Here is a 24,298-nt window from a genome sequence, read left to right as displayed (position 1 = left end):
CTTAAGGGCAAGAAAGTGGCACAAAGCCCCTGTCCAATAACAAAATGCAGCGATTATCCGGTTTACACACCCTTTGGTCTGTGCTGGAATTCCTGCCTGATTTAACTGAAACAAGAGATCGTGGTTTACATGATGCAAGCGTCGCAGTTCGCACAGCAGGTACTGGACTGGTATCAGCTCTATGGCCGTAAAACCCTGCCGTGGCAGCTGGATAAAACTCCTTATACCGTCTGGCTCTCTGAAGTGATGCTGCAGCAGACGCAGGTGGCCACGGTGATCCCCTACTTCGAGCGCTTTATTGCGCGTTTCCCCACCGTCAGCGATCTGGCCGCCGCGCCGCTGGATGAGGTCCTGCATCTGTGGACCGGCCTCGGCTACTATGCGCGCGCCCGCAATCTGCATAAGGCGGCAAAAACGGTAGTGGAAAAACACGGCGGCATCTTCCCGCAAACCTTTGAGGAAGTCGCCGATCTGCCGGGCGTTGGCCGCTCCACCGCCGGGGCGATCCTTTCCCTTTCGCTGGGCAAACACTTCCCCATTCTCGACGGCAACGTGAAACGCGTGCTGGCCCGCTGCTACGCCGTTGACGGCTGGCCGGGTAAGAAAGACGTGGAAAAACGCCTGTGGCAGGTCAGCACCGAGGTGACGCCAGCGGTTGGGGTCAGCCAGTTTAATCAGGCGATGATGGATCTGGGCGCGATGGTTTGCACCCGTTCCAAACCCAAATGTGAGATCTGCCCACTGAAGAACGGCTGCATCGCCACCGCCCACGGCAGCTGGGCAAAATACCCCGGTAAAAAGCCGAAACAGACCATCCCTGAGCGCACCGGCTGGCTGCTATTGATGCAGCAGGGCCAGCACGTGTGGCTCGAGCAGCGCCCACCCGTCGGTCTTTGGGGCGGGCTATACTGTTTCCCACAGTTCGCCACCGAAGAAGAGCTGCGCAAGGCGCTGCGCCTGCGCGGCATTGACGATCGGCATCTGCGGCAGATGATCGCCTTCCGCCATACCTTCAGCCATTTCCATCTGGATATTGTGCCTATGTGGCTGGATCTGCCATCGCCCCGTGCGGCAATGGATGATGGTCCGGGTCTCTGGTATAACTTAGCGCAGCCGCCCTCCGTGGGGCTGGCCGCGCCGGTAGAGCGCCTGCTACAGCAGCTGCGCCAGCCACAACAAATGGTGCTGAGTGCTCGCGCTACAGAAGAAGAGGAAGAGTAATGAGCAGAACTATTTTTTGCACGTTCCTGCAACGTGACGCCGATGGGCAGGATTTCCAGCTTTACCCGGGCGATCTGGGTAAGCGCATCTATAACGAGATTTCAAAAGAAGCTTGGTCAAAATGGATGGCCAAGCAGACCATGCTGATCAACGAAAAGAAACTCAGCATGATGAATCCTGAAGACCGTAAGCAGCTGGAGCAGGAGATGATCAAATTCCTGTTCGAAGGTAAAGAAGTGCATATCGAAGGTTACACACCGCCAGCAGAGTAACGCAACCTGACTGGCGAAGCAGGCATACGTTGGGCCTTGATGATGAGGCCCTTCTACATTGTGGGCAATACACTGAAAGATGAATAAAAAACTCCTGAGTTTGCTGATTATCGCACCGCTGCTGATCTCCTGTTCCGGCAAGAAGCAGAATGCCAGCCATGAAGAATGGGTAAAGGACACCAACGGCTTTGATATTTTGATGGGACAGTTTGCCCACAACATCGAAAATATCTGGGGTATGAATGAGGTACTGATTGCCGGTCCGAAAGACTACGTGAAGTACAGCGATCAATACTACACCCGCAGCCACATCAACTTTGACGCCGGTAGCATCACCATTGAGACGATCGCCGGTACCGATCCGATGGCCAGCCTGCGCCAGGCGATTATTACCACCCTGCTGATCGGTGACGATCCGGGTAATGTCGATCTCTATTCCGACGCCAACGACATTCAGATCAGCCGCGAGCCGCTGCTTTACGGCCAGGTGCTGGATAACACCGGCCAGCCGATTCGCTGGCAGGGCCGCGCCGGAAACTTTGCAGACTATCTGATTAAGAACAAGCTCCAGCGCCGTACCTCGGGGCTGCACGTTATCTGGTCCGTGACCATTCCGATGGTGCCGAACCACCTCGATAAGCGTGCGCACAAATACCTGCCGCTGGTACGTCAGGCCGCTGAAAAATACGGCGTTGATCAGTCGCTGATTCTGGCGATTATGCAGATCGAATCGAGCTTCAACCCCTATGCGGTCAGCCACGCCGATGCGCTGGGACTGATGCAGGTGGTGCAGCACACCGCGGGCGTTGACGTGTTCCGCATGAAGGGTAAATGGGGCAAACCAAGCCGCAGCTACCTGCTCGATCCGGCCAATAATATTGATGCCGGTACGGCGTATCTGTCACTGCTGCAGGGTAACTACCTTGCCGGTATCAGCAACCCGACCTCGCGCCGCTATGCGGTCATTACCGCCTATAACGGCGGTGCGGGCAGCGTGCTGCGAGTGTTCTCCAGCGATAAAGACACCGCCTTCAGCAAGATTAACAATCTGTCGCCGTCGGACGTTTATCAGCAGCTGACTACCAACCACCCTTCCGCTGAGTCTCGTCGTTATCTGTATAAAGTGAATAACGCGCAGAAGAGCTATCACCGCTACTAGCCTTATCCCACGGGGCGCACGCTGCTGCGCCCCGCACTCCTTACCGTCGCCTGTCGCTACCATCAACTCTTCGCATTAAATCACCAGATTTCGTTAATATCCCTCATGAATTAAATGTATTTTTCGTGCGCCATTTTCTCATTTTCATTTTGAGACGATGTTATTTAGATTAATAACGAATTGATTAAACTGAATTAAAAACCTTAAATAGCAATAAACAGACAAAGATGGCCTGATTGACACTTTCGCCAGGCCTTAAAATATTGTTAAATCAATCGAATGAAACTGAGATACTCATAACGTATTGATAATCCATAACGTTCGTGAGGAATAGTACGCTCCTCAGACTGTTTACGCCGGTTCACGGTACGGTTTGCCGCCCGGTCCAATATTAGGCAGGTTTATACCAAGAGATGAGGTCACTGTGGAGCAAAGGGATTCCGCCGGGATGTTAGGACTAACATCTACACGCGCAAGAACGCGTCGCTTACTGATTGAAACCGCTATGCGATTATTTGATAGCGGTGCATTCCCTTCTATTACCTAAGTCGCCCATGAGGCGCAGCTTTCGCGGGCAACCGCCTACCGCTATTTTCCTACTCAGAGTGCGCTGGTGTCGGCGATTGTTTCCGAGACGCTTGGCCCGATTAAAAACTGGCAGCCGACCCGACAGGATGCCACCGGGCGCATTGATGAGCTGTTCAGTTTCGCCTTCCCCCGCATGCTGCAACACGAGGGTACACTGCGTGCTGCGCTTCATCTGTCGCTAACCCAGTGGGCGCAGGAACAGGCTACCGACGCCTTTCCGGTTAAGGAGAAGCTGGTGCGCGGCAACCGCAAAGCTATTCTGACTCAGGTGGTGAAACCGCTAAACGATGAACTCCCGCCGGAGCTGATGGATCGGGTTATTCGCTCGCTGTCGCTGGTTTATGGCTCAGAGATTTTCGTGGTAATGAAGGATATCTGGGGCTGCCAAAACGACGAGCTGGAGGATATTGGTAAATGGATCGCTAAAGCGATTGTGCGCCAGGCGCGGGAAGATGCGCAGACAGCCTGAGCCAGCCAGCCAGCCAGCCAGCCAGCCAGCCAGCCAGCCAGCCAGCCAGCCAGCCAGGATAATCATTTATCCTGGCTGGCTGCCGTCAACATTTACTCGGTAATGACATAGCCATACAGGCGCTTAATCCCGTTTTCATCGGCCTCGGCATACACGCCCTGCAGTTCCGGCGAGAAGCCCGGCAGCAGGTTAAGCCCCTCTTCCAGCGCCAGGAAGTAGCTCTGCACCGCGCCGCCCCAGACTTCGCCGGGTACCACGCACAGCACGCCCGGTGGATAAGGCAGCGCGCCTTCGGCGGCAATACGCCCTTCCGCCTGAGCAATCGGCACCAGCTCAACGTTGCCACGGATAAATTCGATGTTGGCATCCTGCGGATTCATCACCACTTTCGGCAGGCTCTGCTGGCGGAACATCGCCTTCTGCAGATCCTTCACCCCGTAGCTGACGTACAGCTGGTGCATTTCAAGGCAAAGACGACGCAGGGTATAACCGGCGTAGCGCTTAACGTTTTTACGGTAGATGGTCGGCAGCACGTCGCTCAGCAGCGCATCTTCCTTCACGTGCTGTTCAAACTGCGCCAGCTTGGCCACCAGGTGCGCCATCTTCTCCACGCTTTCAGCCGGAGTCAGCAGGAACAGGATTGAGTTCAGATCGCACTTCTCCGGCACCACGCCGTTTTCACGCAGGTAGTTAGCGAGAATCGTCGCCGGAATGCCGAATGACGCGTACTGACCGCTGGTGGCATCAATGCCCGGCGTAGTCAGCAGCAGCTTGCAGGGATCGATCAGATACTGATCTTTCTCATAGCCGGCAAAACCGTGCCACTCCGCCCCCGGCGCAAAGCTGAAATAGCGCGGGTCGCGGGCGATGGTTTCGGTTGGCGCATCCTGCCACGGCTTGCCGTCAACGTCATCCGGGATAAACGGGCGGATCATTTCGCAGCGCGAGAGGATTGCCTTGCGGGTATCAATCCCCAGCGTAACGCACTCGTGCCACAGGCGGCGGCCCGCCTCGCCCTGATGCATTTTGGCGTTAACGTCCAGCGCAGCAAACAGCGGATAAAACGGGCTGGTTGAGGCATGCAGCATAAAGGCATTGTTCAGCCGCTTATGGCTGCAAAAACGCTGCTGGCCGCGAATGTGGTTATCTTTTTTGTGGATCTGCGAAGTTTGCGAGAACCCGGCCTGCTGCTTATGCACCGACTGGGTGACGAAGATCCCCGGATCTTCCGACTTCAGATCGAGCAGCAGCGGCGAACAGGCTTCCATCACCGGAATAAACTGCTCGTAGCCGACCCACGCAGAGTCAAACAGGATGTAGTCGCACAGGTGCCCGATGCTGTCGATCACCTTACGGGCGTTGTAAACCGTGCCGTCGTAGGTGCCCAGCTGGATCACCGCCAGGCGGAACGGACGTTCCTGCTGCGCGCGGTCTGGCGCTACCTGACGGATCTGATTGCGGATATAGGTCTCATCAAAGCAGTGCGCATCAATACCGCCAATAAAGCCGAACGGATTGCGCGCCGTTTCCAGATACACCGGCGTGGCCCCGGCCTGGATCAGCGCGCCGTGGTGGTTCGACTTATGGTTATTGCGATCGAACAGCACCAGATCGCCGCGCGTCAGCAGCGCGTTGGTCACCACTTTGTTTGCGCTGGAGGTGCCGTTCAGCACAAAGTAGGTTTTGTCGGCGTTAAACACCTTCGCGGCAAACTTCTGCGCGTGCTTGGCCGACCCTTCGTGGATCAGCAGATCGCCGAGCTTCACGTCGGCATTGCACATATCGGCGCGGAAGACGTTTTCACCGAAGAAGTCGAAGAACTGCCGCCCCGCCGGGTGCTTTTTAAAGAACGCGCCGCCCTGATGGCCGGGACAGGCGAAGGTGCTGTTGTCCATCGCCACGTACTTGGTCAGCGTATTAAAGAACGGCGGCAGCAGCCCGGTCTGATACTCCGCGGCAGCGGCTTCCAGGCGGATAGCATCGTCGGCGGCACCGTTCAGAATACCGGTCACTTCCGGCAGCTCCTGTTCCTGGGCCTGCTCCGGGTAATCCAGCGCGATAAACACCGGCAGGTTAAAGCCGGTGTGGCGCAGCAGCGCCAGCATACCGCTGCGCGAGTCTGCAACGGAGACGACCACGGCCGCTACGTCGGTAAAGTCGGTTTTCTCCAGCGTAACGACTTCGCGCCCGGTCTGGAGGTGGATGGCAACGGTAGTACTGGCTGCAATTTTTAATGGTGTCATAACACAAATCCTCAGGCGGCAAGGATGAGTGGGTGCCAGAGGCACACAATAGGAACGCGAGCAGAGCACGGCATTCCCGGCGAAAGGTGTCAGAGAGCTGTCAGCAGAATGGGTATCCGCTTCGACCGCCAGACATCAGTAAAATCAGATCACACCTGTTTTTACTGATGGCTAAAAGTAAAGCGTATGAAAACCTCACCGCATGGTGAGAGATTTTATCGACAAGGTGTGACAAAGCGGAGATCGGCAGGCGCACGGCATCATCAGATGACGGGTAACATTGCTGATATGCAGCAGTGAACCTTTCATGGCGGCGACCTCAAAGTTGAATGGATGCGGCTAACGCAAAATTTGCGCAATAATGGCATCTTTTAGAGGCAGGTACAACCCGCTCCGGGCAGTTAATTATGCATAAAAAGTGAGGAAACATTCAGTCATAAATAGCTCGCGCGATCGACAAAAGAGACGAGGTTGTAAGGGGAAAAGGTAGCGGATGAAAAATAGCCATGCGTTAAGTAAGGATTGGACGCCCGGTCAGCAGAATAAAAAGCGCCCTGCCGCAGGTTAAAGCGTAATCCTTGCATCCTCCATCCATACTGCATGCTGTAATCTTTCGATCCAGCCCCAACTTACGCAGAGCTTGGATGCTAAATCGCCGGAAAGGTTATATTTTGCCATCTTTGATGAAAAAGAGTGCAATCAGTCTGATTTCCAACATAAAGCCATTGACGCCGCAGGCCGGTTACGGTTTAATGCGCCCCGTTGCCCGAATAGCTCAGTCGGTAGAGCAGGGGATTGAAAATCCCCGTGTCCCTGGTTCGATTCCGGGTTCGGGCACCACATTCAAAGAACCCGCCTAACGGCGGGTTTTTGCTTTTTGGGGTTTGGTGGATTTGAGTTGTAATGAACGTCAATTTCATCATTCTGCTATGCCCTGTACCTTAAGGCTTAATCTGCTTCCTAATCATCACCCCCTAAAAAACGCCTCCAGCTCCCGCGCAATCCTCGGCCCCGCCTCTTCAGGCAGATAATGCCCTGCCCCCTCAACAACCACACCGGTAACATCGATACCTAGCGGCTTCAGCGCTTCCAGCATGGTGGCTCCCACGCTGCGCTCGGCGCCAAATACCCTGACCGGCATCGTCAGTTGAGTTTCAGCGCGCTGACGATTGGCCGCCAGCCCCTCTGCACCAAAAGCCGCGCGGTAGTAGCAGCCTGCGGCGCGCAGAATTCCCGGCACCGCCATCTGACGGGCGTAAAAGGCGATATCTTCGGCGGCGATGGCCGACGTATTTTGCGATTTGGCGCGGAAAAACCACGTCAGGAACGCTTCTTCCCTGCCGGATATCAGTATCTCCGGAAGATCGTTCAGGCGGTTAAAGGCGAAGTGCCAGTTTCGCAGGGCGATCTCCTCGGAGGGAAGATCGCTGCGCGGCACCGACAGGCCCGGGATCAGCGCATCGAGCAGTGCGATTTTACGGATGTCCTGCGGCCAGTCGGCGGCATACGCGTAGCCGATCCACGCACCAACATCGTGACCGGCCACGTCGATTGGCCCCCGTTCGGTCAGCTTCATCGCGGTCACGAAACCGTGGATATCCGCCGCCGCCGTGGTCAGATCGTAGCCGTCCAGCGGCGCATCGCTGTCCCCCATGCCGCGCGGGTCCAGCGCAATCACTCGCCGCCCGGCCTTTACCAGATCGTCCATCACGTAGCGCCACGTATACCAGCTCTGCGGCCATCCCGGGATCAGCAGTATCGGCTCGCCTTCACCGCCCTCGACATAGTGCATTTTGATTTCGCCAACGCGGATATGACCGTGGCGGAACGTCTGCCAGAAGTTGCTGCGGTTGAAAAATTCCTTGCCAACGTGGCGGGGTTTGTCCTGTTCCTGCATGTTTTCCTCCGAATGGAAATGTTCATTTCCTAATCAGGTCAAAATAAACCCCGATGCGGTCATCGAGGTTTAACGGATTGGGCTAGTGCTGAAGCAGCGAAATCGCCTTATCGGCAATCCCCTGCATTCGCTCACGCGAGCTGCCGGATTTACCCAGCACGCGCATTCCCTGGGTCATGGCAATCAGCAGGTCGGCGCAGCTGGCGATATCATCCTGTTTTGGCAGCGAGCCGTCGCGCTCCGCCTCCTGCAATAGCGCCGTAAACTGGGCCCGGCGGCTGGCTTCCTGGCGGGCCAGCCGTGCGGCAATGACCTCATCGCTTGCCGACAGCTCCATGGCCGTTTCCACCACCAGGCAGCCGACCTCACCGGAATTTCCACTGCTGATATCGGCGTAGTGGCCGAGCAGCGCCTCAAGCTTTGCCAGGCCGTTGGGCGCAGCGCTGAGCAGTTGCCCCACTGCCGCCGAGCGCAGCTCGATGTAGCGTTCCAGGGCGGCCATCAGCAGCCCGTGTTTATCGCCCCAGGCTTTATAAATACTGCCCGTGGTCAGCCCCAGCGCCGCGTTCAGGTCGCTGATTGAGCTGCCATGATAGCCATGGACGCTGAAATGATGGATGGCATTCTCAAGCGCGAGGTCGGTGTTGAACTCGCGCGGGCGGCCAGCAGTGATGGTTCGGGATTTTTTTTGCATAGCGCATCATAGGAAACAATCATTCCCTAACCAATGATGAATTTCCGTCGCGACATGGATACCTGTAAACTGGAAGATTGCACGATATGTTCAGGAGCAGGCACAACATCAGGACTGGCGATTTCCGATTAACTCAGCCAGGCCATGATTACGCTCGCAAAAACGTTGAATTATCAGCCCGCCAGCCGATACACCGGCACCCGACGCAGCGTGCCGGTCAGGCTGTCAAAGATCTCGGTTTCCCCCGTCGCAATCCTCATTCCGCTCTTTCTCAGCCGCTGAATATCCGCCGCCATACGCTGAATGCCGAACCAGAACATGCCATCAAGCACCGTGACCTGTAGCCCGCTTTCCAGCGCGGCCCTCAGGCGATCGCGCGGTGCTTTGGTGTCTTTGGCAATCTGCTGAAAGGGTGCCGCCGAATTACCTGTGGCATCTTCACGCCGGATGCGCGTTGATAAGCGGTACTGGAATGCGTCCGGGATCGCGCTCAGTTCGGTTTTGAGGCTGTAAACACAGCCGAATCGCTTGCCGTTGAAAATGACGTTTTTCTGCCGTACGGGAAGCGTTTCGCGCACGCTGGCGATCAGCTGCGGGGCGCGGATCAGCAGCAGCCGGAACGGCAGTTCGAAACTGGTAACGTAGTCCACGTTTTGCAGGGCCAGCCGCAGTCGTTCTTCAACCCCGGCGTGTACCTCACGGCATTGTTCAGTGACTTCAGCCCACTGCCGGGTAAGATGCGGCGGCTCGTTAAGCTCGGTAAAGCTGTATTTTTCAATCTGATAATCTATTCTTCCGGCCACTCTGAATTCCCTTCTGGCTACGTTTCAGCATCGGTTGTTCACTTTACCAACAGCGGGGTACAAGCGGAAGCTTGGCTGGCGGAAAATCCCGCCGCAACCGGGGTTGGACGATAAAAAACGTTAATTTTTTTCGTTATAGCGCTTAGCCATTTTTCAGCAGGTTAGCCCTTTCTCCTGCCCAAAAAGCCGAGCGTCAGCCATGGTTTATACCTGTTTCCTGACGTTCTGCGTCTGAAATTTAAGGTTTTTGCTGCAGGAACACTCGCAGTGGGTTAAACATCTATCTTCGCTAGCATAAAATCACTTTTACGCCATAAATTGTTTTTACACTGAACGGAACGTTAAAAAATTTGTAGAATCCTGTGGGAAGCGGCAAGAAGAGCTGCGGATTTTTTTTAGGGGGATAAGGAATGCTTGAACTGTTTGACGTTAGTTATGAAGAGTTGAAAACCACTCGCTCTGAAGAGCTCTATAAACTGAGGAAAACAACCTTCAGCGATCGCCTTGGGTGGGACGTTGTGTGCAGCCAGGGAATGGAATCAGATGAGTTTGATGAGCCGGGAACCCGTTATATTCTCGGTGTTTATCAAGGTCAGCTGGTGTGCAGCGTACGCTTTATTGCCCTTAAGCGCCCGAATATGATTACGCACACCTTTAATGCCAGCTTTAACACTGTCGCACTCCCCGAGTACGGTACTGAATCCAGCCGATTTTTTGTTGATAAAGCCCGTGCGCGCCAGCTGCTGGGTGAACACTATCCGGTGAGTCAGGCGCTGTTTTTGGCGATGGTTAATTGGGCGCAGCGTCATGATTATGCCAGGATTTATACCATCGTAAGCCGCCCGATGCTGACGGTTTTACGGCGCTCTGGATGGGATATCACCGTACTCAAGGAAGCGTATCTCAGCGAAAAAGAGCGGATTTATCTGTTAACGCTACCCGCAGAAAACAAGGACAGAGCAATGTTGTCGAAAAAGTTTCTTAGCCGCGCGGCCTGCGATGAACAATCCCTGGCTATCTGGCCGCTGAAGCTGCCGGTCTGATGAGATCCAATTCAACGCCCAGCCGGATAGCCTGCCGGGCGTTACTGACCCCAAGCTTGGCCACTACATTTTTTATATGAAACTTTACCGTACTGACCGAAATGCCGGTGATAGCCGCAATCTCTGCATACGTTTTTCCCATGCTCGACCAGTAAAGCACCTCGTTCTCTCGCAGAGTAAACATCGCCCGCTCTGCGCCCTCACGCTTTGCCTGGGTCCTCTCGGCATTTAAGCCAGCCAGCCGGTACATCTGCTCATTAAAATCAATCAGCAGCATCTGTAGCTCGCCCTGCCCGGTGGACAGGCGCTGCTCCAGCGCTCCCTGATCGTTACCGTCAATGATCAGCGACAGCAGCGCAAGGTTATTCATATGATCGTGCAGTACGAAGGTGAAGCCGTTCAAAATATTGTACTGCTTTGAGAGTGAGAAAATTTTTGTGAACCTGAGATCTGACATCAGGGTAATGTTCTCATCCCAGGCAAAAGGCGAAGTTCGTTTAAAGGCACTAAGGATAACCGGGTCCGTAAGCTGGAAGTTATTGGAGCGATACAGATTCACCCACTCATCGGGATAGCTGGAAATAATAAGGACATCTGAAGGGTTTTTCTTACTGACAACGGTAAAGGCATACGCAGGGTTGCCGTAAGGAAAGAGTTTTCTCTGTATATAGGCCTGAAGAGTATCCGTTACTGTTTGGTTTTCATCGAAGAAAGAAAACATTCGAGCTCCATGCGAATTCTGAGGCAGCGTTAGAACAGTACCTGCACTTTAGTATAGGCATTACAATACTTAAGAACCAATTACAAATAAACCCCTAAAGGTTACACTCATCCCCGTTGTTAAAGCATTAAAAAACCTGACCTATTGGGCCAGGTCGCTAAGACAGCCAACACCAGGAAAAAATTCCGGTCAGACGAGGCATCAGTATAAAGTCATCGCTGACCGGAAATCCCATGCTATCACCGCTTAAAAGCCCGATCAAACCACCATCAGACTGCTCATCATCCTAAACACCTCATGCCCGAGCAGATGATCGTGATTCTCACGTATACCCGGCGTATTCTGCTACACCAGCGGCCTGCTATGGCTGAATTTTGAACGCTTTCATATCGCTGTAATCAGCAGAAGTCTCCTCCTGCCAGGTTACCCCCTAATCCAATTATCAGATATTTTAAGCCTTTTTCCGCATTTGCCTGCATCCCTTCCCTTCTGTTAGTTTTAATTACAGCACCATGCTTTTATGTCTCTTATTCAGGAGTTTGAACATTCGGCACCTGAAAAATTAACCAATCAACTTCAGGCGACTTCAAATAATCACCTGAAAGTTATTCCCATTGATGAAACACTTTGCGTTATTAAAAAATAATAAATAACACCATCCGGGGTTTTAATGAAAGCATTATCAAAAGCCATTTTTATTGCTGCTGTAGGAATAAGCGCATTTAACGCCTCCGCCGCCAGCGACAATAGCGTGATTCGCTATGCCATCTGGAGTAATCCGAACGGAACCTTTAACCCGACGCTTTATTTCACCGACTACGATCGCGCGGTCATTTTTAACGTCTTTGGCCGCCTGTTTACCCTGGATAAAAAGCAAAATCCACAGCCGTCACTGGCCGAGCGCTATGATTATTCTGACGACGGAAAAACGCTGACGCTGCACCTGCGTCAGGGCGTGAAATGGCACGACGGCAAACCGTTTACCGCCGAGGATGTCGCCTTTACCTATGGCTCAGAGGCGGCACCAGACTTCCCACGCGACCAGCCTGATTTCGTTAAGCATCTGGTCGGCTATGAGGATTACCATAGCGGTAAAAGTGCCGATCTCGCCGGAATAAAGGTCATTGATCCGCAAACGGTCAGCTTCTCCTTCACTGCGCCGTACGCCGCGGCCTTTGCCCACTTCGCCGATCGCCCGGTGCTGGCGAAACACATCTGGAACGCTATTCCGGTAAAAGAGTGGAATACCGCGACCTCACTGCTGCGTAATCCGGTCGGAACAGGGCCGTATAAATTCGTTGAGTTCGTCTCCGACCAATATGTCAAACTGGAGCGTAATGACGATTATTTCGGCGGTGCACCGAAGATTAAAACCTTTATTTTTAAAGTCTCCAATGCCCAGACGGTACAGAATGAATTAATCAACGGCGATGTCGATATTGCGGAGCTGTCATCGTGGAACAAACGTGATGTAGAAACGTATCAGAAAGCAGGAATCCGTATTGTTGAACAGCCTGGCGTCACCGCACAATATTTAAGCCTGGATACGCGAAACCCTAATCTCAGCGATCCGCGCGTGCGCCAGGCGCTGGCTTACGGCATCGACCGCCAGCTGATTGTTGATAAATTACTTTTCGGTCATGGGCTGGTATTTAATACCAAAGATCATCCGCAGAGTCAGTATTATCCGAAGGACCTTAACACCTATTCTTACGATCCGAAAAAGGCACAGGAATTATTAAAAGAAGCGGGCTGGAGCGATACTAACGGTGATGGCATCGTGGATAAAAATGGCCAGAATCTGACCTTTACCCTGAATTATCCGACCGGCAACCGCACCCGCGAATTAACCGCGCCGATTATCCAGCAGAACCTGAAAAAGATCGGCATCAACGTGGTGCTGAACGTAGCGGACTTCAATGCCACGCTGGCCATCCTGCAGGATAAAAACAAAGTTTACGACGGCGTGCTGATGGGCGGCACCTTCAGGCCGGGGCTGTATGAAAACAACTTCTGGTGGGAACGTTTCTCCACGCCGAAGCTGGATGCCCTCGCAGAGCAGTTTAATACCACCGTGGATGCCGAAAAGCTGAAAACCAGCATCGGTGACTGGCTGAAAGAGGTTAATCAGCAGGTGCCGCACGTGTGGCTTTATATCCCGAATCAGGGCTACGCGCTCAGCAAGCGGGTCAGCCACTACAGCGCTTACCCCTACGAGCCGTTTGCCGATGTCACGCAGTGGACGGTTAATCAGCAATAACGCCCGCCGCAGCCGTGGCACCCCAAGCCACGGCATCAACGCTAATCAGGAATCGCTATGCTGCGCTACGTATTACACCGACTGTTGATCCTCATTCCCGTGCTGATCGGAATTTCGGTGGTGGTGTTCTTCCTTATTAAGCTTCAGCCTGGCGATCCGTTCGTCGGTATGATCGCACCGGAAACCACTCCGGAACAGAAGCAGGAGCTGCTGCGTCAGGCGGGCTATCTCGATCCGATCTGGATTCAGTACCTGCGCTGGGCATCGCACGCCTTTGTGGGTGATTTTGGTTACTCAACGCAGAGCGGTGCGCCGGTCCTGATGCTGATTCAGGAACGGATAGTGAATACGGTGTTACTGGCGGTCAGTTCGCTATTTTTAACCCTGCTGATCGCTTTTCCACTGGGTATTTACCTTGGACTACACCGTGGTGGAAAGGTGGATACGGCCATTTCACTGCTCTACTTTGTTGTGGTGTCCGTCCCGGTGTTTTTTATCGCCATTCTGCTGGTTAAGGTTTTTGCCATGAATTTGAAGTGGTTCCCGGTATCGGGGGCCACCACGCTGGGCAGCAGCTACAGCGGCGTACAGCACCTGCTGGACGTGCTCAGCCATTTGTTCCTGCCTGCAATGGCGCTGGCCGTTGCCAATATCGGGATATTCAGCCGCTATCTGCGTTCGGGCATCAGTGAGTTAATCAATCAACACTTTGTGAAGGCGCTGTTTGCACGTGGGGTAAGCCGCTCGCGGGTGATTTTCCCCCATCTGGTTAAAAACGCCGCCAGGCCGCTGATTACCGTGGTCGGCATGGAAATCCCTTCGCTGCTGTCGGCCACACTGCTGACGGAAATCATCTTTAACTGGCCCGGTATCGGCCGCCTGAGTTTTGATGCGATCCAGGCACGCGACTACTCGCTGCTGATGGGTATCGTGCTGTTTCTGGCGGTGATTACTCTGGTGACCAATTTCCTGGTCGATATTCTCTATGCGCTGGTCGATCCGCGCATCAGGCTCAGCCAATGACGACACCCGATACCCTGAACCTTACCGCTGGTCGCGCAGGCCATCCCCTGCTGCGCGATTGCTATTTCCTCACCGGACTGGTGATTTTGCTGCTGCTGACTCTGGCTTCGCTCAGTGCGCCGTGGCTGGTCGCCTTCCATCCGGACGATATCGACCTGATGGCAATCGAAGCACCACCGGGGGACGGGCACCTGCTTGGCACCGATGAAATCGGCCGTGATGTGCTGTCCCGCCTGCTTTACGGCGGCAGAGTATCGCTATTTGTGGCGCTGGCGGCGGTCATTTTTCAGGGTGCAATCGGCATTACCCTGGGCAGCCTGGCCGGATATAAAGGCGGCGTGGTGGATACGCTGATCATGCGCCTGACCGATATCATTATGTGCTTCCCGTTTTACGCTCTGGCCATCACCCTCGCGGCGATTATGGGTGCCAGCTCGTGGAACGTGATTTTTATTATCGGCATCCTGCACTGGACCGGCATTGCCCGCCTTGTACGTGCAGAATTCCTCTCGCTGCGCGAAAGCGGCTACGTCTTTGCGGCGAAATCGATCGGCGTCAGCGGCGTCACGGTTGTATTCCGCCATCTGCTGCGTAACGCCTGTGCCCCGCTGATTATCAACCTCACCCTCGCCGTGGCGAATGCGATTCTGGCGGAAGCCGCGCTGAGCTTTATCGGCCTCGGCGTTAAGCAGCCGCAGCCCTCCTGGGGAAATATGCTGGCGGCCGCGCAAAGCATTCGGGTTATCGACTACGAATGGTGGCTGTGGGTGCCGCCCGGCCTGACCATTGTGCTGATGGTACTGGCGATCAACTTTATCGGCGAAGGGCTTTCCCGCGTACTGAATCCACGACCGGCGGTGCCGGTAAAAGACATCTTAAATTAAACCGATTCCCCAAACAGGAGTGTGTAATGGCGACTGACAACTATCACCATCTGAGCCAGGACGAACTGGCGCTGAGCGAGAAACTGGAACACTGGTTCGATCAACATCGTGCGGAATTCGTGCAGGATCTGCTGGAGCTGGTCGCCTTTCCCAGCGTTGGGGATGAGAAGCTCGCCGCACCGGGTAAACCGTTTGGTCAGGAAGTGGAGAACGTCTTCCAGCATGTGATCCGCAAGGCGCAGAGCTACGGTTTCACCACCGAACAGCACGACGGCTACGCCATTTCGGTACTGGCCGATACGCGGGATAGCGTGCCGGAGCTGGGGCTGATTTCCCATCTCGACGTAGTGCCGCCGGGGGATAACTGGACCTTCGAGCCGTTTAAACCGTTTGAGAAAGACGGTTTTGTCATTGGCCGTGGATCGTCAGACAACAAAGGCCCGGCGCTGCTGGATCTTTATCTGCTGCGCGCCTTCCGCGATCTCGGCGTGCCGCTGCATCACAAGCTGCGCATCGTTTACGGCGGAGCGGAAGAGATCGGCATGGCCGACATTAAATACTTCGCCGAGCACGGCCCGGTTCCGCGCTTTTCGATCATTACCGACGGCGCGTTCCCGGTGAACCACGCGCAGAAAGGCGGACTGAATCTGGTGCTGCATATTCCGGTGGGATCGGTGCTTACAGGCGTGAACGCGGGCGTGGCGGAGAATGCCGTTCCCGCTACGGCAACGCTGACGCTGCCCGCCAGCGAGGCGGCGCGGCTGGAGCAGGCGATTGCCGCCCTGCCGGAAGAGCAACGTCAGGTGCTGGCAATTGCTGCCGTTGAGCAAAACGTCCAGCTGACGGCGCGCGGCCAGTCCGGCCACGCCGCGTTCCCGGAAAATACCCGCAACGCAATCCCGCTGCTGCTGGATGCGCTGCTTGCCGCGAACCTGCTGGAGGGGGACGATCTGACCGCTGCACGAATTATCAGCCAGCTGCTGGCCGATCCCTGGGGCATCAGCGCCGGTTTTGCGGCCGAAGATGCGCCAACCGGTAAGCTTACGCTCAACGGCGGCCTGCTTACCCCACATCACAACGGCCTGAATCTGCATCTGGATATCCGCTATCCGCTGGCGACCGACAAAGACGCACTGCTGGCAACCCTGCGCGAAGCGATTGCCCCGCTGAACGGCACCCTGAGTATCACCAGCGATGCGTCGCCAATCCACGTCGATAAAGAAAGCGAGCTGGTGAAGCGCCTGCAGCAAACCTACGACACTATCGCCGAGGTGATTACTGAGCCTTACTCCATGGGCGGCGGCACCCACGCGCGCTACCTGCCGAACTCGATCACCTTTGGGCCGGGCTTCCGCCGCATTGAAGGCGAACTGTTCCAGGGCGAGTCGGTTCGCACCAAACCGGCGTTTATTCCGGCCGGTCACGGTTCTCCCCACGGTCCGGATGAGTTTGTGGTGATTGAAAACCTCAAGCGCGCGTTTAAGGTGTACGCGGTAGCGATACCCCGCCTGGACAGCTGGCTGGAGCAGGGACTGATTGATGGCGTCCACTAACTCCGTACCGCTGTTAGCCGTTAATCAGCTGTCGGTCATTTATCCGGGCCATCAGGGTGAGGTGAAGGCGGTGGACGGCGTATCGTTTACCCTGGCCGCCGGTGAAATTCTGGCGGTGATCGGTGAATCCGGCGCGGGTAAATCCGCCATTGCGCAGGCCATCCCCGGCCTGCTGCCGGGGAACGCGCAGCTGTCCGGGCAGATTCTTTACCAGAATCGCGACCTGCTGAATCTGGACCGCCGATCGCTGGCGGCACTGCGCGGCCGGGAAATTGCCATGATTTTCCAGGACCCTTCCGCATCGCTGGACCCGGTATTTTCCATCGGCAGACAAATGGATGAAGCGATTGCGCTGTACGAACCGCAGCTTTCCGCCGCGCAGCGCCGCTCCCGGGCGGTTGAGCTGCTGACGCTGACCGGTATCCCCCAGGCGGAAAAACGCCTGCGCAGCTACCCGCATCAGTTCTCCGGCGGCCAGATACAGCGCATCATGATTGCCGTTGCGCTGGCCGGAAGGCCAAAAATCCTGATTGCCGATGAGCCAACCACCGCGCTGGATGTCACTACCCAGCAGGAGATCCTCGATCTGCTGTTTAGCCTGAATCGGCAGTATCAGATGGCGGTGTTGCTGATCACCCATGATATGGGCGTGGTGGCGGATATCGCCCACCGCGTGCTGGTTATGCGCCATGGCAGAGTCGTGGAACAGAACGCGGTTGAGCCACTGTTCTCGGTGCCAGCTCATGCCTATACCCAACAGCTGCTTGCCGCCGTGCCTTCTGCGGCGGGAGGACATCACGCGGCCGCATCGCCGCCCGAGCCGCTGCTGCAGGTTGAGCATTTGCACATTAGCTATGCGTCCACGCTGGGCAGACGGCATCCGGTGGTTAACGATGTCTCTTTTGCTATCGGCAAAGGGGAATTTCTAGGCCTGCTGGGTGAATCCGGCTCGGGGAAAACGACCATCGGACGCAGCCTGCTGGGCATGATCAAACCGGACGGCGGCACCATCCGCCTGGCGGGAGAGCCGCTTTACGATGCAAAGCACCGTACCACAAAGGCCAGCCGGGCCAAAATTGGGGCGATCTTCCAGAACCCCGCAAGCTCTCTCAATCCGAAGATGAGCATCAGCCAGTCGATCGCCGAGCCGCTGATAACCCACACCTCGCTGGATCGCGCCGCGCTCGATAAACGGGTCAGCACGCTGATCGACCTGGTCGGTTTGCCTGCCGCCTGGCGGGACAGATATCCGTATGAGCTTTCCGGCGGCCAGTGCCAGCGTATTGCCATTGCGCGGGCCATTGCGCTACGGCCACAGCTCCTGATTGCCGATGAACCGACTTCGGCGCTGGATGTTTCTATTCAGCAGGCAATTCTGGCCCTGCTGCGCAATCTGCAGCAGGAATATCAGTTTGGCTGTCTGTTTATCAGCCATGATCTGGCGGTGGTACGCAGCCTGTGCCGGTCAATTGTGGTACTGAAAAACGGCGAGGTGGCGGAACGGGGCAGCGTGGAACGCATCTTCACGCGGCCGGAAAGCGACTACACGCGCAGGCTAATCGACAGTATTCCACTGGCCGATCCACGTTATCAGCAGGATAAACGACGGCTGCGCACGGAATTTCAGGAACTGCCGGTAACCGCATTACAGGTGGGTTTTGTCTGACTCTACAAATTTATTCAGGCCATTATGAATGCTCATAACGGCCTGTTTATGCTGGTAGCGCTGATGCTGGTATGACGATGATTACTTGAAGGTGACGTCAACATTCGCCGTTGCGCTGAAGATCCCTGGCGTCGGGTTATCCGTCAGCCACTTCAGGTTAGCGAGAAAAGTTTCTGTCACTTCCGTCTGTTTTTCCTGCAGTTCCTGGCCGAAATCAACCGTGGTCTGCATCGGAATCGGCGTTCTGGACATATCACTCTGCTTTGTCAGGAAAATCGCCACGCCGGGCCGGGTAGCCGGCAAAATATAGGTGTCGTTGGCCGGGTCTGCATTCGTGCTGCTAAAACTGGCCTGTAACGACTGCCCGGCACAGTCTCCGCCGGTCAGGGTGGCTTTAATATTAAAAGGCACCTGCTTCGCCACTGAGCCGGGTTTCGCCCCGGAAGAGTTCAGCAAACCAAAATCGACGCTGGAACCGCTGTTCGCCTTCACGGTAATTTGTGGATTGCACTGCACCACCCGAATTTTATCCAACCCTTTTAGTCGGGCGTTAAAAGCCTGGCCCTGAACGGGATTTAGTCCGCTATCGCCGTCAATCTGGAATAATGACGCCTGCGGCAGCGGTGCAAAATTACCCGCAGGAGGGCGAATACCGGTCGCCTTAAGGTACACCGAGTAACTGAGGGTGATCGCCTGCGGCTCAGCCGTACCGCTCCCGTTCGCCACCGTCCCCCACCCGAGGTTCGGCCCGGTTGAGCGTTCCACGCTTTGCTGATGATTAATTGCATCGTAATCAATACCATTAATCGAAACGCCAACGGCAAGCGAAGGGTCGAGCGCACTAAAACCGTTTTTCGGGTTCCAGTAAATCCAGGCATGCTCGCCCTGAGCCTGACCGCCGGTGTCCCAGCAGGTAAAGGTTGTAGTGAAATTTTGCGAGCGCCAGATAACGTTGTTGGCAACAAAGTCGCTGGAGGCCAGTACGATCGGTCGCCCGATGTCGATGTCCTGGCTTACGCCGCCGCTCGGCATGCTGCTGCCCGTCGCGTTGCCGTAGCGGCACTGCATCGCCGAAGCCTGCTGCATCGTCAACAACCCTGCCAGCCCCAGCAGGGTCAGAAAGGCATTACGCCTGAATCTGGTCATGTTTTGCACCTTAACGTCCCTGGCATTCTAACGAGATATCCTGATAACCCCTGGTCACCTGCTGATTACCGATACTCTCAGGTATCGGTAATGCACACTGCCTGTCGGCCGCTGTGCCCCATCTGACGGTCAGTGTCTCGCCGGGTTTCACCCCAGAAACGTAGACGTCGCCGTTAAGGCCAACGGTACCGCTGTTGCGGCCTTCAGCATTAAACACACTGGCGCCTATCGCGGGATAGTCACCGTTAGCCAGCCGCGAGTGAATTAACAGGCTGACCCCTTTAAACGTATCAAAAGCCACTTTCACAATCGCTTTCTCCACGGGAACAACCTGCTTACTGGCCACCGGCACATCCAGCCCCGGCCCGAAGTCGCTGGTGCGGAGGGCGACATAGTTGAGGCGATACGGGTTAGCGGAAGGCACGACCGCGTAGCCAAAGCTATCAATCGCCACGCCGGGCTGGTTTTCCAGCCGCACGCCTTTGGCATCCTTCGCTTCGATCAGCATAAAGGTGTTTTGCAGCGGCTGAGTCAGGGTTGCGCCGCCGGAATGCAGCAGCAGGCCGCCGGCAATGCCCACGCCCATCTGCTGGTATCTGCGGCTGTAAGAGTAGCTGCCGTCGACGTTAGCCACGCTGCTGTTGTAGCCCAGATTCAGGTTGCTGTTCTGACCCGAAGAGCGCGTATGACCGGTGGAGACCGCATAATTCATACGATGATCGTCGAGCAGCGTGCCGCTTATGCCCGTGTTATAGCTGTTTCCGCTTTGCTTACTGTGCGCCATGCTGACGTTAGCGGTCGTTGAATTACTGTCATTGCCCCAGCCCAGCGGAATAGAAACGATGAAATTGATACTGTGGTCAGAGTAACCGTACTGGCTATGCGTATCCTGCCAGTAAGCACCGTAGGAAATATTTTTATAAACGTCGTTGTACCCCACCTGGATCGTACGGTCGCTGCCTGAGTCACCCCAGTAATTTTGATGGCTCACGTTTGCATACAGGCTGGCACCGGTCCACAGCTGCTGATTCAGAGAGAGCTCAACCCGCTGACGTTTATTACCATAGCGCGAGGAGTATCGGGTTCGTTTCTTACTCTCCTGGTGAGTCGCTTCCCCCGGCTTCACGTCGGTGGGGTCCCAGTAGTCATCGGCATAAATGCCGTTTTTCCAGTTGCTGCGTTCCCTCACGGCATCGCTGAGATCGTAATAACCCGAGGTAGCATAGCGATAGCCCGCCAGCTGGAAGGTCGTACCCACCTGGTTCAGCGACTTGGAATACAGGAAACGGAAACTCTGCCCCTGCTTGCTGTCGCCGTTGGCCAGATCGGTATCGGAGATCGAACCGTCGACCGAAACCGCGCCCAGATCTCCCAGGTTTTTCCCAACGCCGACGGCAGCGGAACGATAGTGCTCGGCAAGAATCACCCCGCCATAGGGAGTCAGGTTGTACTTCGTACCCAGAGCAACGGTCCCCTGAAGCAGTTCGGGCTGATAGCCGCCGTTGCCGCTGTGATATTTCCCGGCGGTGAACTGGAAGTTCCAGATCCCTTCGCGCAGCATATTCGCCACCGACGAATAGGCTACCGTAAAGTTTTTATGCGTACCGTCGGCTTCATTAACCGTTACGCTCAGGTCACCGTTATTGCTGTAGGGGAAAATATCGTTGAATTCAAACGGCCCCGGAGCAACGTTAGCGCTATAGATGATGTAGCCGTTCTGGCGTATTTCGACGCGGGCATTGGTTGCCGCCACGCCGCGCACCACCGGCGCATAGCCGCGCAGACTGTCCGGAAGCATTTCGTCAACACTGGACAGCTGGACGCCGCGAAACTGGAAGCTGTTAAATACGCTGTTGCTGGTACTTGCCTGCCCCGCTGCTAAACGGCTGCGCCACGGCACAATATCGGTTTCGGCCCAGGTGGCAATACTGTTCCAGTTCCCGCTGCTGCCGCTTTGCTTATCAAACGTCGAGTTATTACGCAGGCGCAGGGGACCCACGTTCAGGCCGCTGTCTAATCCCGCAAACGTATATTCAGTGTCGTCAGTATCTTTGTGCCGGTAATTGTTTTTACTGTAGTTAACCGTGTAGTTGGCAAAGAGGGCATTAATGCCTTCATCATACAGACTGACCGGAACCGCACCGCGCGCGCGCTGTTCCATCATGTTCTGCGGCACCGAAATATCAATCTGCTGAATCGCGGCATCATAGGTTACGCTGGCTCCGGGAATAACCGCAGGTAAATCCACGCAGCGGTCTTCAGGAAGCGTTTTCGGCAGTTTAATCGCATAGCTCAACAGATCCCCGGCCTTCAGACAGGGCAGTGATGCTGCCTTTTCACCCACGTGGTGAAAAGTGATACGCTTATGATCGACCTGGCTCAGGTTGAGATAAATATCAAAAGGATAGGTCCCAGGTGGCATGGATTCACCCTGAGCGACAGCCCTGGCGCTACTGCGGTTTTCACTACCGTGAACAAATGACATATTAAAAGTATCTGCCGTAGCAATCTTGCTCCACAGCAGCGGTAAGCTGGCAACCGCGATCGCAATGTGGATCGACTGCGCCAGCGTGTTTATTCCATTGGTCCCGTTTCGTTGAGATGCCATTCCCTGTCTCTCTTATTGTACTGCAACGTCCCTGACTTCTGTTTTCCCGCCGAAGTCATTGATATAGCTAAAGGAAACACCTTTACTCAGGCTGACATCTGCCGGTAATTTAAACGACAGGCGGCCGCCGGGTTTCATCATATTCGCCTCAACGTTAACCGTTTTTCCGGCGCGATTTTTCAGCTTCAGAACACCGAAGGTAATATGCAACGGCCCATCGTTAATCACCTGCAAACCTGAATCGGTTCGCTGCCAGCGTAATTTTTTCACCTGTTTTTCAAGTGAAGTATTCAAAGAATCCGGGCGATAAAAAAGTTTGATTCGGGTACGTACCGCAATCTGCAGAACATTATCCAGTTTGGGACTGGGTGGAATTTCCTGAACGTTAATCCACAGCAGCGTTTCTTTATCCTGAGGTAAACCTGTTCCTGAATAGATAAAACGCAGGATGGCCGTCTTTCCCGCGTCCATTTTCAAAATGGGCGGCACGACCACGATGGGCAGGTTTTTAGGGACCTGACTTTTATCTCCCGTATCCAGCCAGGTTTGCACCATATAAGCTTCAGAAGCATCGTTCTGGATGGGTAATGAAGCCGATTTATCAGCGCCTTTGTAAATCACGCGGGTGGCATCGACCTGGATACCGGCGTAGCTGCTGAAAGCGCCCAGCATCAGCAGAGCAACGAAGAACTGTTTCATCGCTTTCCTTGCGTTTATTAATGGGCCATCCCTGGCCCGGGTTGTCCTGGAGAGGAGTTATTTATATTCGATGGTGAATGAGCTGGTTGCGTTAGCCAGTCCGGGAGTTACAACGCCAAATGAACGGTAGCGCGCCTGAAAATTAAATACGGCGGTGGTCTGTCCAACAGGAACATTCACTTTTGCTACGCTATCGCTAATGTTAGAACCGTCCGCGATAGGCAATACATTGCCGTTGTTGTCAGTGATCTCAATACCAATACCCGTTGCGGCTGAAGTCCCCTCATTGCCTTCGGCGCTTACGGACAGCAGTTCAAAGTGACCTGGAACAGTATTACCGTCAAAACGCATGGTGTAATCGCCCGGATCGCAATCTTTAATCGAAACCTGGAAACCTTTAGAGGCGGATTTATCGCCAATATTCTTAAATGCCGATGTTGGGTAGGTCCCTAAATACACTTCTTTATTTTGAGTATCGGCGGTAACTTCACAAGCAGAACGCTTGATTTCTCCGGTGAATTTAACAGTGCCGTGAGAGGCCATTGCATTGTAAGTGGTTGCAGACAATACCATCGCCATTAAAGGCAGTAATACTTTTTTCATGTACAGCTCCATAGAACAATAAAATATCGATTCAGTAACGGTAATTTTTCCCGCACCGAGCATACACTCAGCGATAGCACTCCTTGCCTTAAAGGGGTATTGCTTCGATGAACTTATTGCCGGGCGCAATATAGACCAGATGGTCAACAGAAGTTAAATCGTTTAAATCGAGCATATTGTTAATCATGATAGAGAAAAGCAATCAACAGCCATAGTTAAATGCCAGATTCAGGATGATATTTGGAATATTCAGCCGACCACACCCAACCAAAAAACAAACTCCTTACTTCTTGCAAAGATTGAAATAACAAACCAGTAAAGCGAACCTGTTATCAATCGTAATAATCAGCATAATAATTCCTGAAAATCAGATCCCATCCATTTTTTAAACACTCTGTTGCGATGTAAAACCGGTCAATCACGACTAAATATCAGAATAAAAACCATTGAAACAACAATAAAAAAAACAAACGACATCAACCCGGAAAAATTACAGCTTTTAAAAAAAACCAAACAACGTGAGAAACGAGACTGAAAAATCACAATAAAAACTTTTAAACAGAAGCAGTAAAATCCCATTCGCACCAGCTCAACAGCAACATACCTCAGAACAAAACATAACCATCACATGTAAAACAGAAGCGAAAAAAATCATAAAAAGCATCAATCGGTGCTAATTAAATTAAAGACAAAAAAACACTACGAAGTTGTTAAACATCTCATTCGTTTAAAGTGGCCCGGAACGT

General features: G+C 54.3%; 18 protein-coding genes, 1 tRNA gene and 1 pseudogene. 11 read left to right on the top strand and 9 right to left on the bottom strand.

Going from position 1 to position 24,298, the window contains the following annotated elements:
• Nucleotides 1-132: 132 nt before the first annotated feature.
• The 4 genes and pseudogenes from mutY (at nt 133) to JOE09_RS12510 (ending at nt 3,709) form a co-directional block, all read left to right on the top strand.
• A complete protein-coding gene (gene mutY, locus JOE09_RS12525) occupies nt 133-1,221 on the top strand; it encodes an A/G-specific adenine glycosylase (RefSeq protein WP_205066152.1) in 1,089 nt (362 codons plus the stop codon).
• Nucleotides 1,221-1,493 carry an oxidative damage protection protein gene (locus JOE09_RS12520; protein ID WP_200546306.1) on the top strand — a complete coding sequence of 91 codons (273 nt, stop codon included), beginning with the start codon at nt 1,221-1,223 and terminating at the stop codon, nt 1,491-1,493. The genes mutY and JOE09_RS12520 overlap by 1 nt, the downstream gene beginning before the upstream one ends.
• Nucleotides 1,494-1,572: 79 nt before the next feature.
• Nucleotides 1,573-2,652 carry a membrane-bound lytic murein transglycosylase MltC gene (gene mltC / locus JOE09_RS12515; protein ID WP_205065997.1) on the top strand — a complete coding sequence of 360 codons (1,080 nt, stop codon included), beginning with the start codon at nt 1,573-1,575 and terminating at the stop codon, nt 2,650-2,652.
• Between the two features lie 448 nt (nt 2,653-3,100).
• Nucleotides 3,101-3,709: pseudogene (locus JOE09_RS12510) on the top strand (TetR/AcrR family transcriptional regulator).
• Nucleotides 3,710-3,801: 92 nt separating this feature from the next.
• On the opposite strand, the gene JOE09_RS12505 reads toward JOE09_RS12510, so the two are convergent.
• A complete protein-coding gene (locus JOE09_RS12505) occupies nt 3,802-5,952 on the bottom strand; it encodes an ornithine decarboxylase (RefSeq protein WP_205065996.1) in 2,151 nt (716 codons plus the stop codon).
• Between the two features lie 764 nt (nt 5,953-6,716).
• Here JOE09_RS12505 and JOE09_RS12500 point away from each other — a divergent pair.
• A tRNA-Phe gene (locus tag JOE09_RS12500) sits at nt 6,717-6,792 on the top strand.
• Between the two features lie 127 nt (nt 6,793-6,919).
• Here JOE09_RS12500 and JOE09_RS12495 read toward each other — a convergent pair.
• The 3 genes from JOE09_RS12495 to JOE09_RS12485 form a co-directional block, all read right to left on the bottom strand.
• Complete coding sequence (locus tag JOE09_RS12495) at nt 6,920-7,849, bottom strand: alpha/beta fold hydrolase (RefSeq protein ID WP_205065995.1); 930 nt, start codon at nt 7,847-7,849, stop codon at nt 6,920-6,922.
• Nucleotides 7,850-7,931: 82 nt separating this feature from the next.
• Nucleotides 7,932-8,543 (bottom strand): TetR/AcrR family transcriptional regulator, encoded by a 612-nt coding sequence (locus JOE09_RS12490; protein WP_205065994.1) that lies wholly within the window; start codon nt 8,541-8,543, stop codon nt 7,932-7,934.
• Between the two features lie 173 nt (nt 8,544-8,716).
• Nucleotides 8,717-9,346, bottom strand: a complete 630-nt coding sequence (locus tag JOE09_RS12485) for an ECs1377 family protein (protein ID WP_205065993.1) — start codon at nt 9,344-9,346, stop codon at nt 8,717-8,719.
• Nucleotides 9,347-9,756: 410 nt separating this feature from the next.
• Here JOE09_RS12485 and JOE09_RS12480 point away from each other — a divergent pair, with 410 nt between their 5' ends.
• Complete coding sequence (locus JOE09_RS12480; protein ID WP_205065992.1) at nt 9,757-10,389, top strand: acyl-homoserine-lactone synthase; 633 nt, start codon at nt 9,757-9,759, stop codon at nt 10,387-10,389.
• On the opposite strand, the gene JOE09_RS12475 is transcribed toward JOE09_RS12480, so the two are convergent.
• Entirely contained in the window at nt 10,361-11,110 is a 750-nt protein-coding gene (locus JOE09_RS12475) for a helix-turn-helix transcriptional regulator (protein WP_200546298.1), read from the bottom strand. The genes JOE09_RS12480 and JOE09_RS12475 overlap by 29 nt on opposite strands.
• A 670-nt stretch (nt 11,111-11,780) precedes the next feature.
• On the opposite strand from JOE09_RS12475, the gene JOE09_RS12470 reads away from it, so the two are divergent.
• Genes JOE09_RS12470 through JOE09_RS12450 form a run of 5 tightly spaced genes read left to right on the top strand, consistent with a single transcriptional unit; the run spans nt 11,781 to nt 18,496 of the window.
• Entirely contained in the window at nt 11,781-13,370 is a 1,590-nt protein-coding gene (locus JOE09_RS12470) for an ABC transporter substrate-binding protein (RefSeq protein WP_205065991.1), read from the top strand.
• Nucleotides 13,371-13,427: 57 nt separating this feature from the next.
• Nucleotides 13,428-14,393: an ABC transporter permease gene (locus JOE09_RS12465; protein ID WP_205065990.1), complete on the top strand. Its 966-nt coding sequence runs from the start codon at nt 13,428-13,430 to the stop codon at nt 14,391-14,393.
• Nucleotides 14,390-15,277, top strand: coding sequence for an ABC transporter permease (locus JOE09_RS12460; RefSeq protein WP_205065989.1), 888 nt, complete (start codon nt 14,390-14,392; stop codon nt 15,275-15,277). The genes JOE09_RS12465 and JOE09_RS12460 overlap by 4 nt, the downstream gene beginning before the upstream one ends.
• A 26-nt stretch (nt 15,278-15,303) precedes the next feature.
• Nucleotides 15,304-16,830 carry a Sapep family Mn(2+)-dependent dipeptidase gene (locus tag JOE09_RS12455; protein WP_205065988.1) on the top strand — a complete coding sequence of 509 codons (1,527 nt, stop codon included), beginning with the start codon at nt 15,304-15,306 and terminating at the stop codon, nt 16,828-16,830.
• The gene (locus JOE09_RS12450) at nt 16,817-18,496 is read left to right on the top strand and encodes a dipeptide ABC transporter ATP-binding protein (RefSeq protein WP_205065987.1); all 1,680 of its coding nucleotides are present in this window, start codon (nt 16,817-16,819) and stop codon (nt 18,494-18,496) included. Before JOE09_RS12455 ends, JOE09_RS12450 begins: the two co-directional genes overlap by 14 nt.
• An 81-nt stretch (nt 18,497-18,577) precedes the next feature.
• On the opposite strand, the gene JOE09_RS12445 is transcribed toward JOE09_RS12450, so the two are convergent.
• The 4 genes from JOE09_RS12445 to JOE09_RS12430 are packed head-to-tail and all read right to left on the bottom strand — an operon-like array spanning nt 18,578 to nt 23,552.
• Nucleotides 18,578-19,642 (bottom strand): fimbrial protein, encoded by a 1,065-nt coding sequence (locus JOE09_RS12445; protein ID WP_239553044.1) that lies wholly within the window; start codon nt 19,640-19,642, stop codon nt 18,578-18,580.
• Nucleotides 19,643-19,652: 10 nt separating this feature from the next.
• Nucleotides 19,653-22,250 carry a fimbria/pilus outer membrane usher protein gene (locus JOE09_RS12440; protein ID WP_205065985.1) on the bottom strand — a complete coding sequence of 866 codons (2,598 nt, stop codon included), beginning with the start codon at nt 22,248-22,250 and terminating at the stop codon, nt 19,653-19,655.
• A 12-nt stretch (nt 22,251-22,262) separates the two neighbouring features.
• Complete coding sequence (locus JOE09_RS12435) at nt 22,263-22,949, bottom strand: fimbrial biogenesis chaperone (RefSeq protein ID WP_205065984.1); 687 nt, start codon at nt 22,947-22,949, stop codon at nt 22,263-22,265.
• 57 nt (nt 22,950-23,006) lie between these two features.
• Nucleotides 23,007-23,552, bottom strand: coding sequence for a fimbrial protein (locus tag JOE09_RS12430; protein WP_105592418.1), 546 nt, complete (start codon nt 23,550-23,552; stop codon nt 23,007-23,009).
• Nucleotides 23,553-24,298: the final 746 nt, after the last annotated feature.

This window comes from Pantoea coffeiphila (assembly GCF_016909495.1).
GTDB classification, from domain to species: domain Bacteria; phylum Pseudomonadota; class Gammaproteobacteria; order Enterobacterales; family Enterobacteriaceae; genus Erwinia; species Erwinia coffeiphila.
This window is presented reverse-complemented; position numbering and strand designations above follow the sequence as displayed.

Bases quoted from the DNA above. Each gene is read 5' to 3' on its own strand.
- JOE09_RS12475 (WP_200546298.1), bottom strand. From the start codon at position 11,110: ATGTTTTCTTTCTTCGATGAAAACCAAACAGTAACGGATACTCTTCAG.
- mutY (WP_205066152.1), top strand. From the start codon at position 133: ATGCAAGCGTCGCAGTTCGCACAGCAGGTACTGGACTGGTATCAGCTC.
- JOE09_RS12495 (WP_205065995.1), bottom strand. From the start codon at position 7,849: ATGCAGGAACAGGACAAACCCCGCCACGTTGGCAAGGAATTTTTCAAC.
- mltC (WP_205065997.1), top strand. From the start codon at position 1,573: ATGAATAAAAAACTCCTGAGTTTGCTGATTATCGCACCGCTGCTGATC.
- JOE09_RS12450 (WP_205065987.1), top strand. From the start codon at position 16,817: ATGGCGTCCACTAACTCCGTACCGCTGTTAGCCGTTAATCAGCTGTCG.
- JOE09_RS12435 (WP_205065984.1), bottom strand. From the start codon at position 22,949: ATGAAACAGTTCTTCGTTGCTCTGCTGATGCTGGGCGCTTTCAGCAGC.
- JOE09_RS12505 (WP_205065996.1), bottom strand. From the start codon at position 5,952: ATGACACCATTAAAAATTGCAGCCAGTACTACCGTTGCCATCCACCTC.
- JOE09_RS12430 (WP_105592418.1), bottom strand. From the start codon at position 23,552: ATGAAAAAAGTATTACTGCCTTTAATGGCGATGGTATTGTCTGCAACC.
- JOE09_RS12490 (WP_205065994.1), bottom strand. From the start codon at position 8,543: ATGCAAAAAAAATCCCGAACCATCACTGCTGGCCGCCCGCGCGAGTTC.
- JOE09_RS12440 (WP_205065985.1), bottom strand. From the start codon at position 22,250: ATGGCATCTCAACGAAACGGGACCAATGGAATAAACACGCTGGCGCAG.
- JOE09_RS12520 (WP_200546306.1), top strand. From the start codon at position 1,221: ATGAGCAGAACTATTTTTTGCACGTTCCTGCAACGTGACGCCGATGGG.
- JOE09_RS12480 (WP_205065992.1), top strand. From the start codon at position 9,757: ATGCTTGAACTGTTTGACGTTAGTTATGAAGAGTTGAAAACCACTCGC.
- JOE09_RS12460 (WP_205065989.1), top strand. From the start codon at position 14,390: ATGACGACACCCGATACCCTGAACCTTACCGCTGGTCGCGCAGGCCAT.
- JOE09_RS12455 (WP_205065988.1), top strand. From the start codon at position 15,304: ATGGCGACTGACAACTATCACCATCTGAGCCAGGACGAACTGGCGCTG.
- JOE09_RS12445 (WP_239553044.1), bottom strand. From the start codon at position 19,642: ATGACCAGATTCAGGCGTAATGCCTTTCTGACCCTGCTGGGGCTGGCA.
- JOE09_RS12470 (WP_205065991.1), top strand. From the start codon at position 11,781: ATGAAAGCATTATCAAAAGCCATTTTTATTGCTGCTGTAGGAATAAGC.
- JOE09_RS12465 (WP_205065990.1), top strand. From the start codon at position 13,428: ATGCTGCGCTACGTATTACACCGACTGTTGATCCTCATTCCCGTGCTG.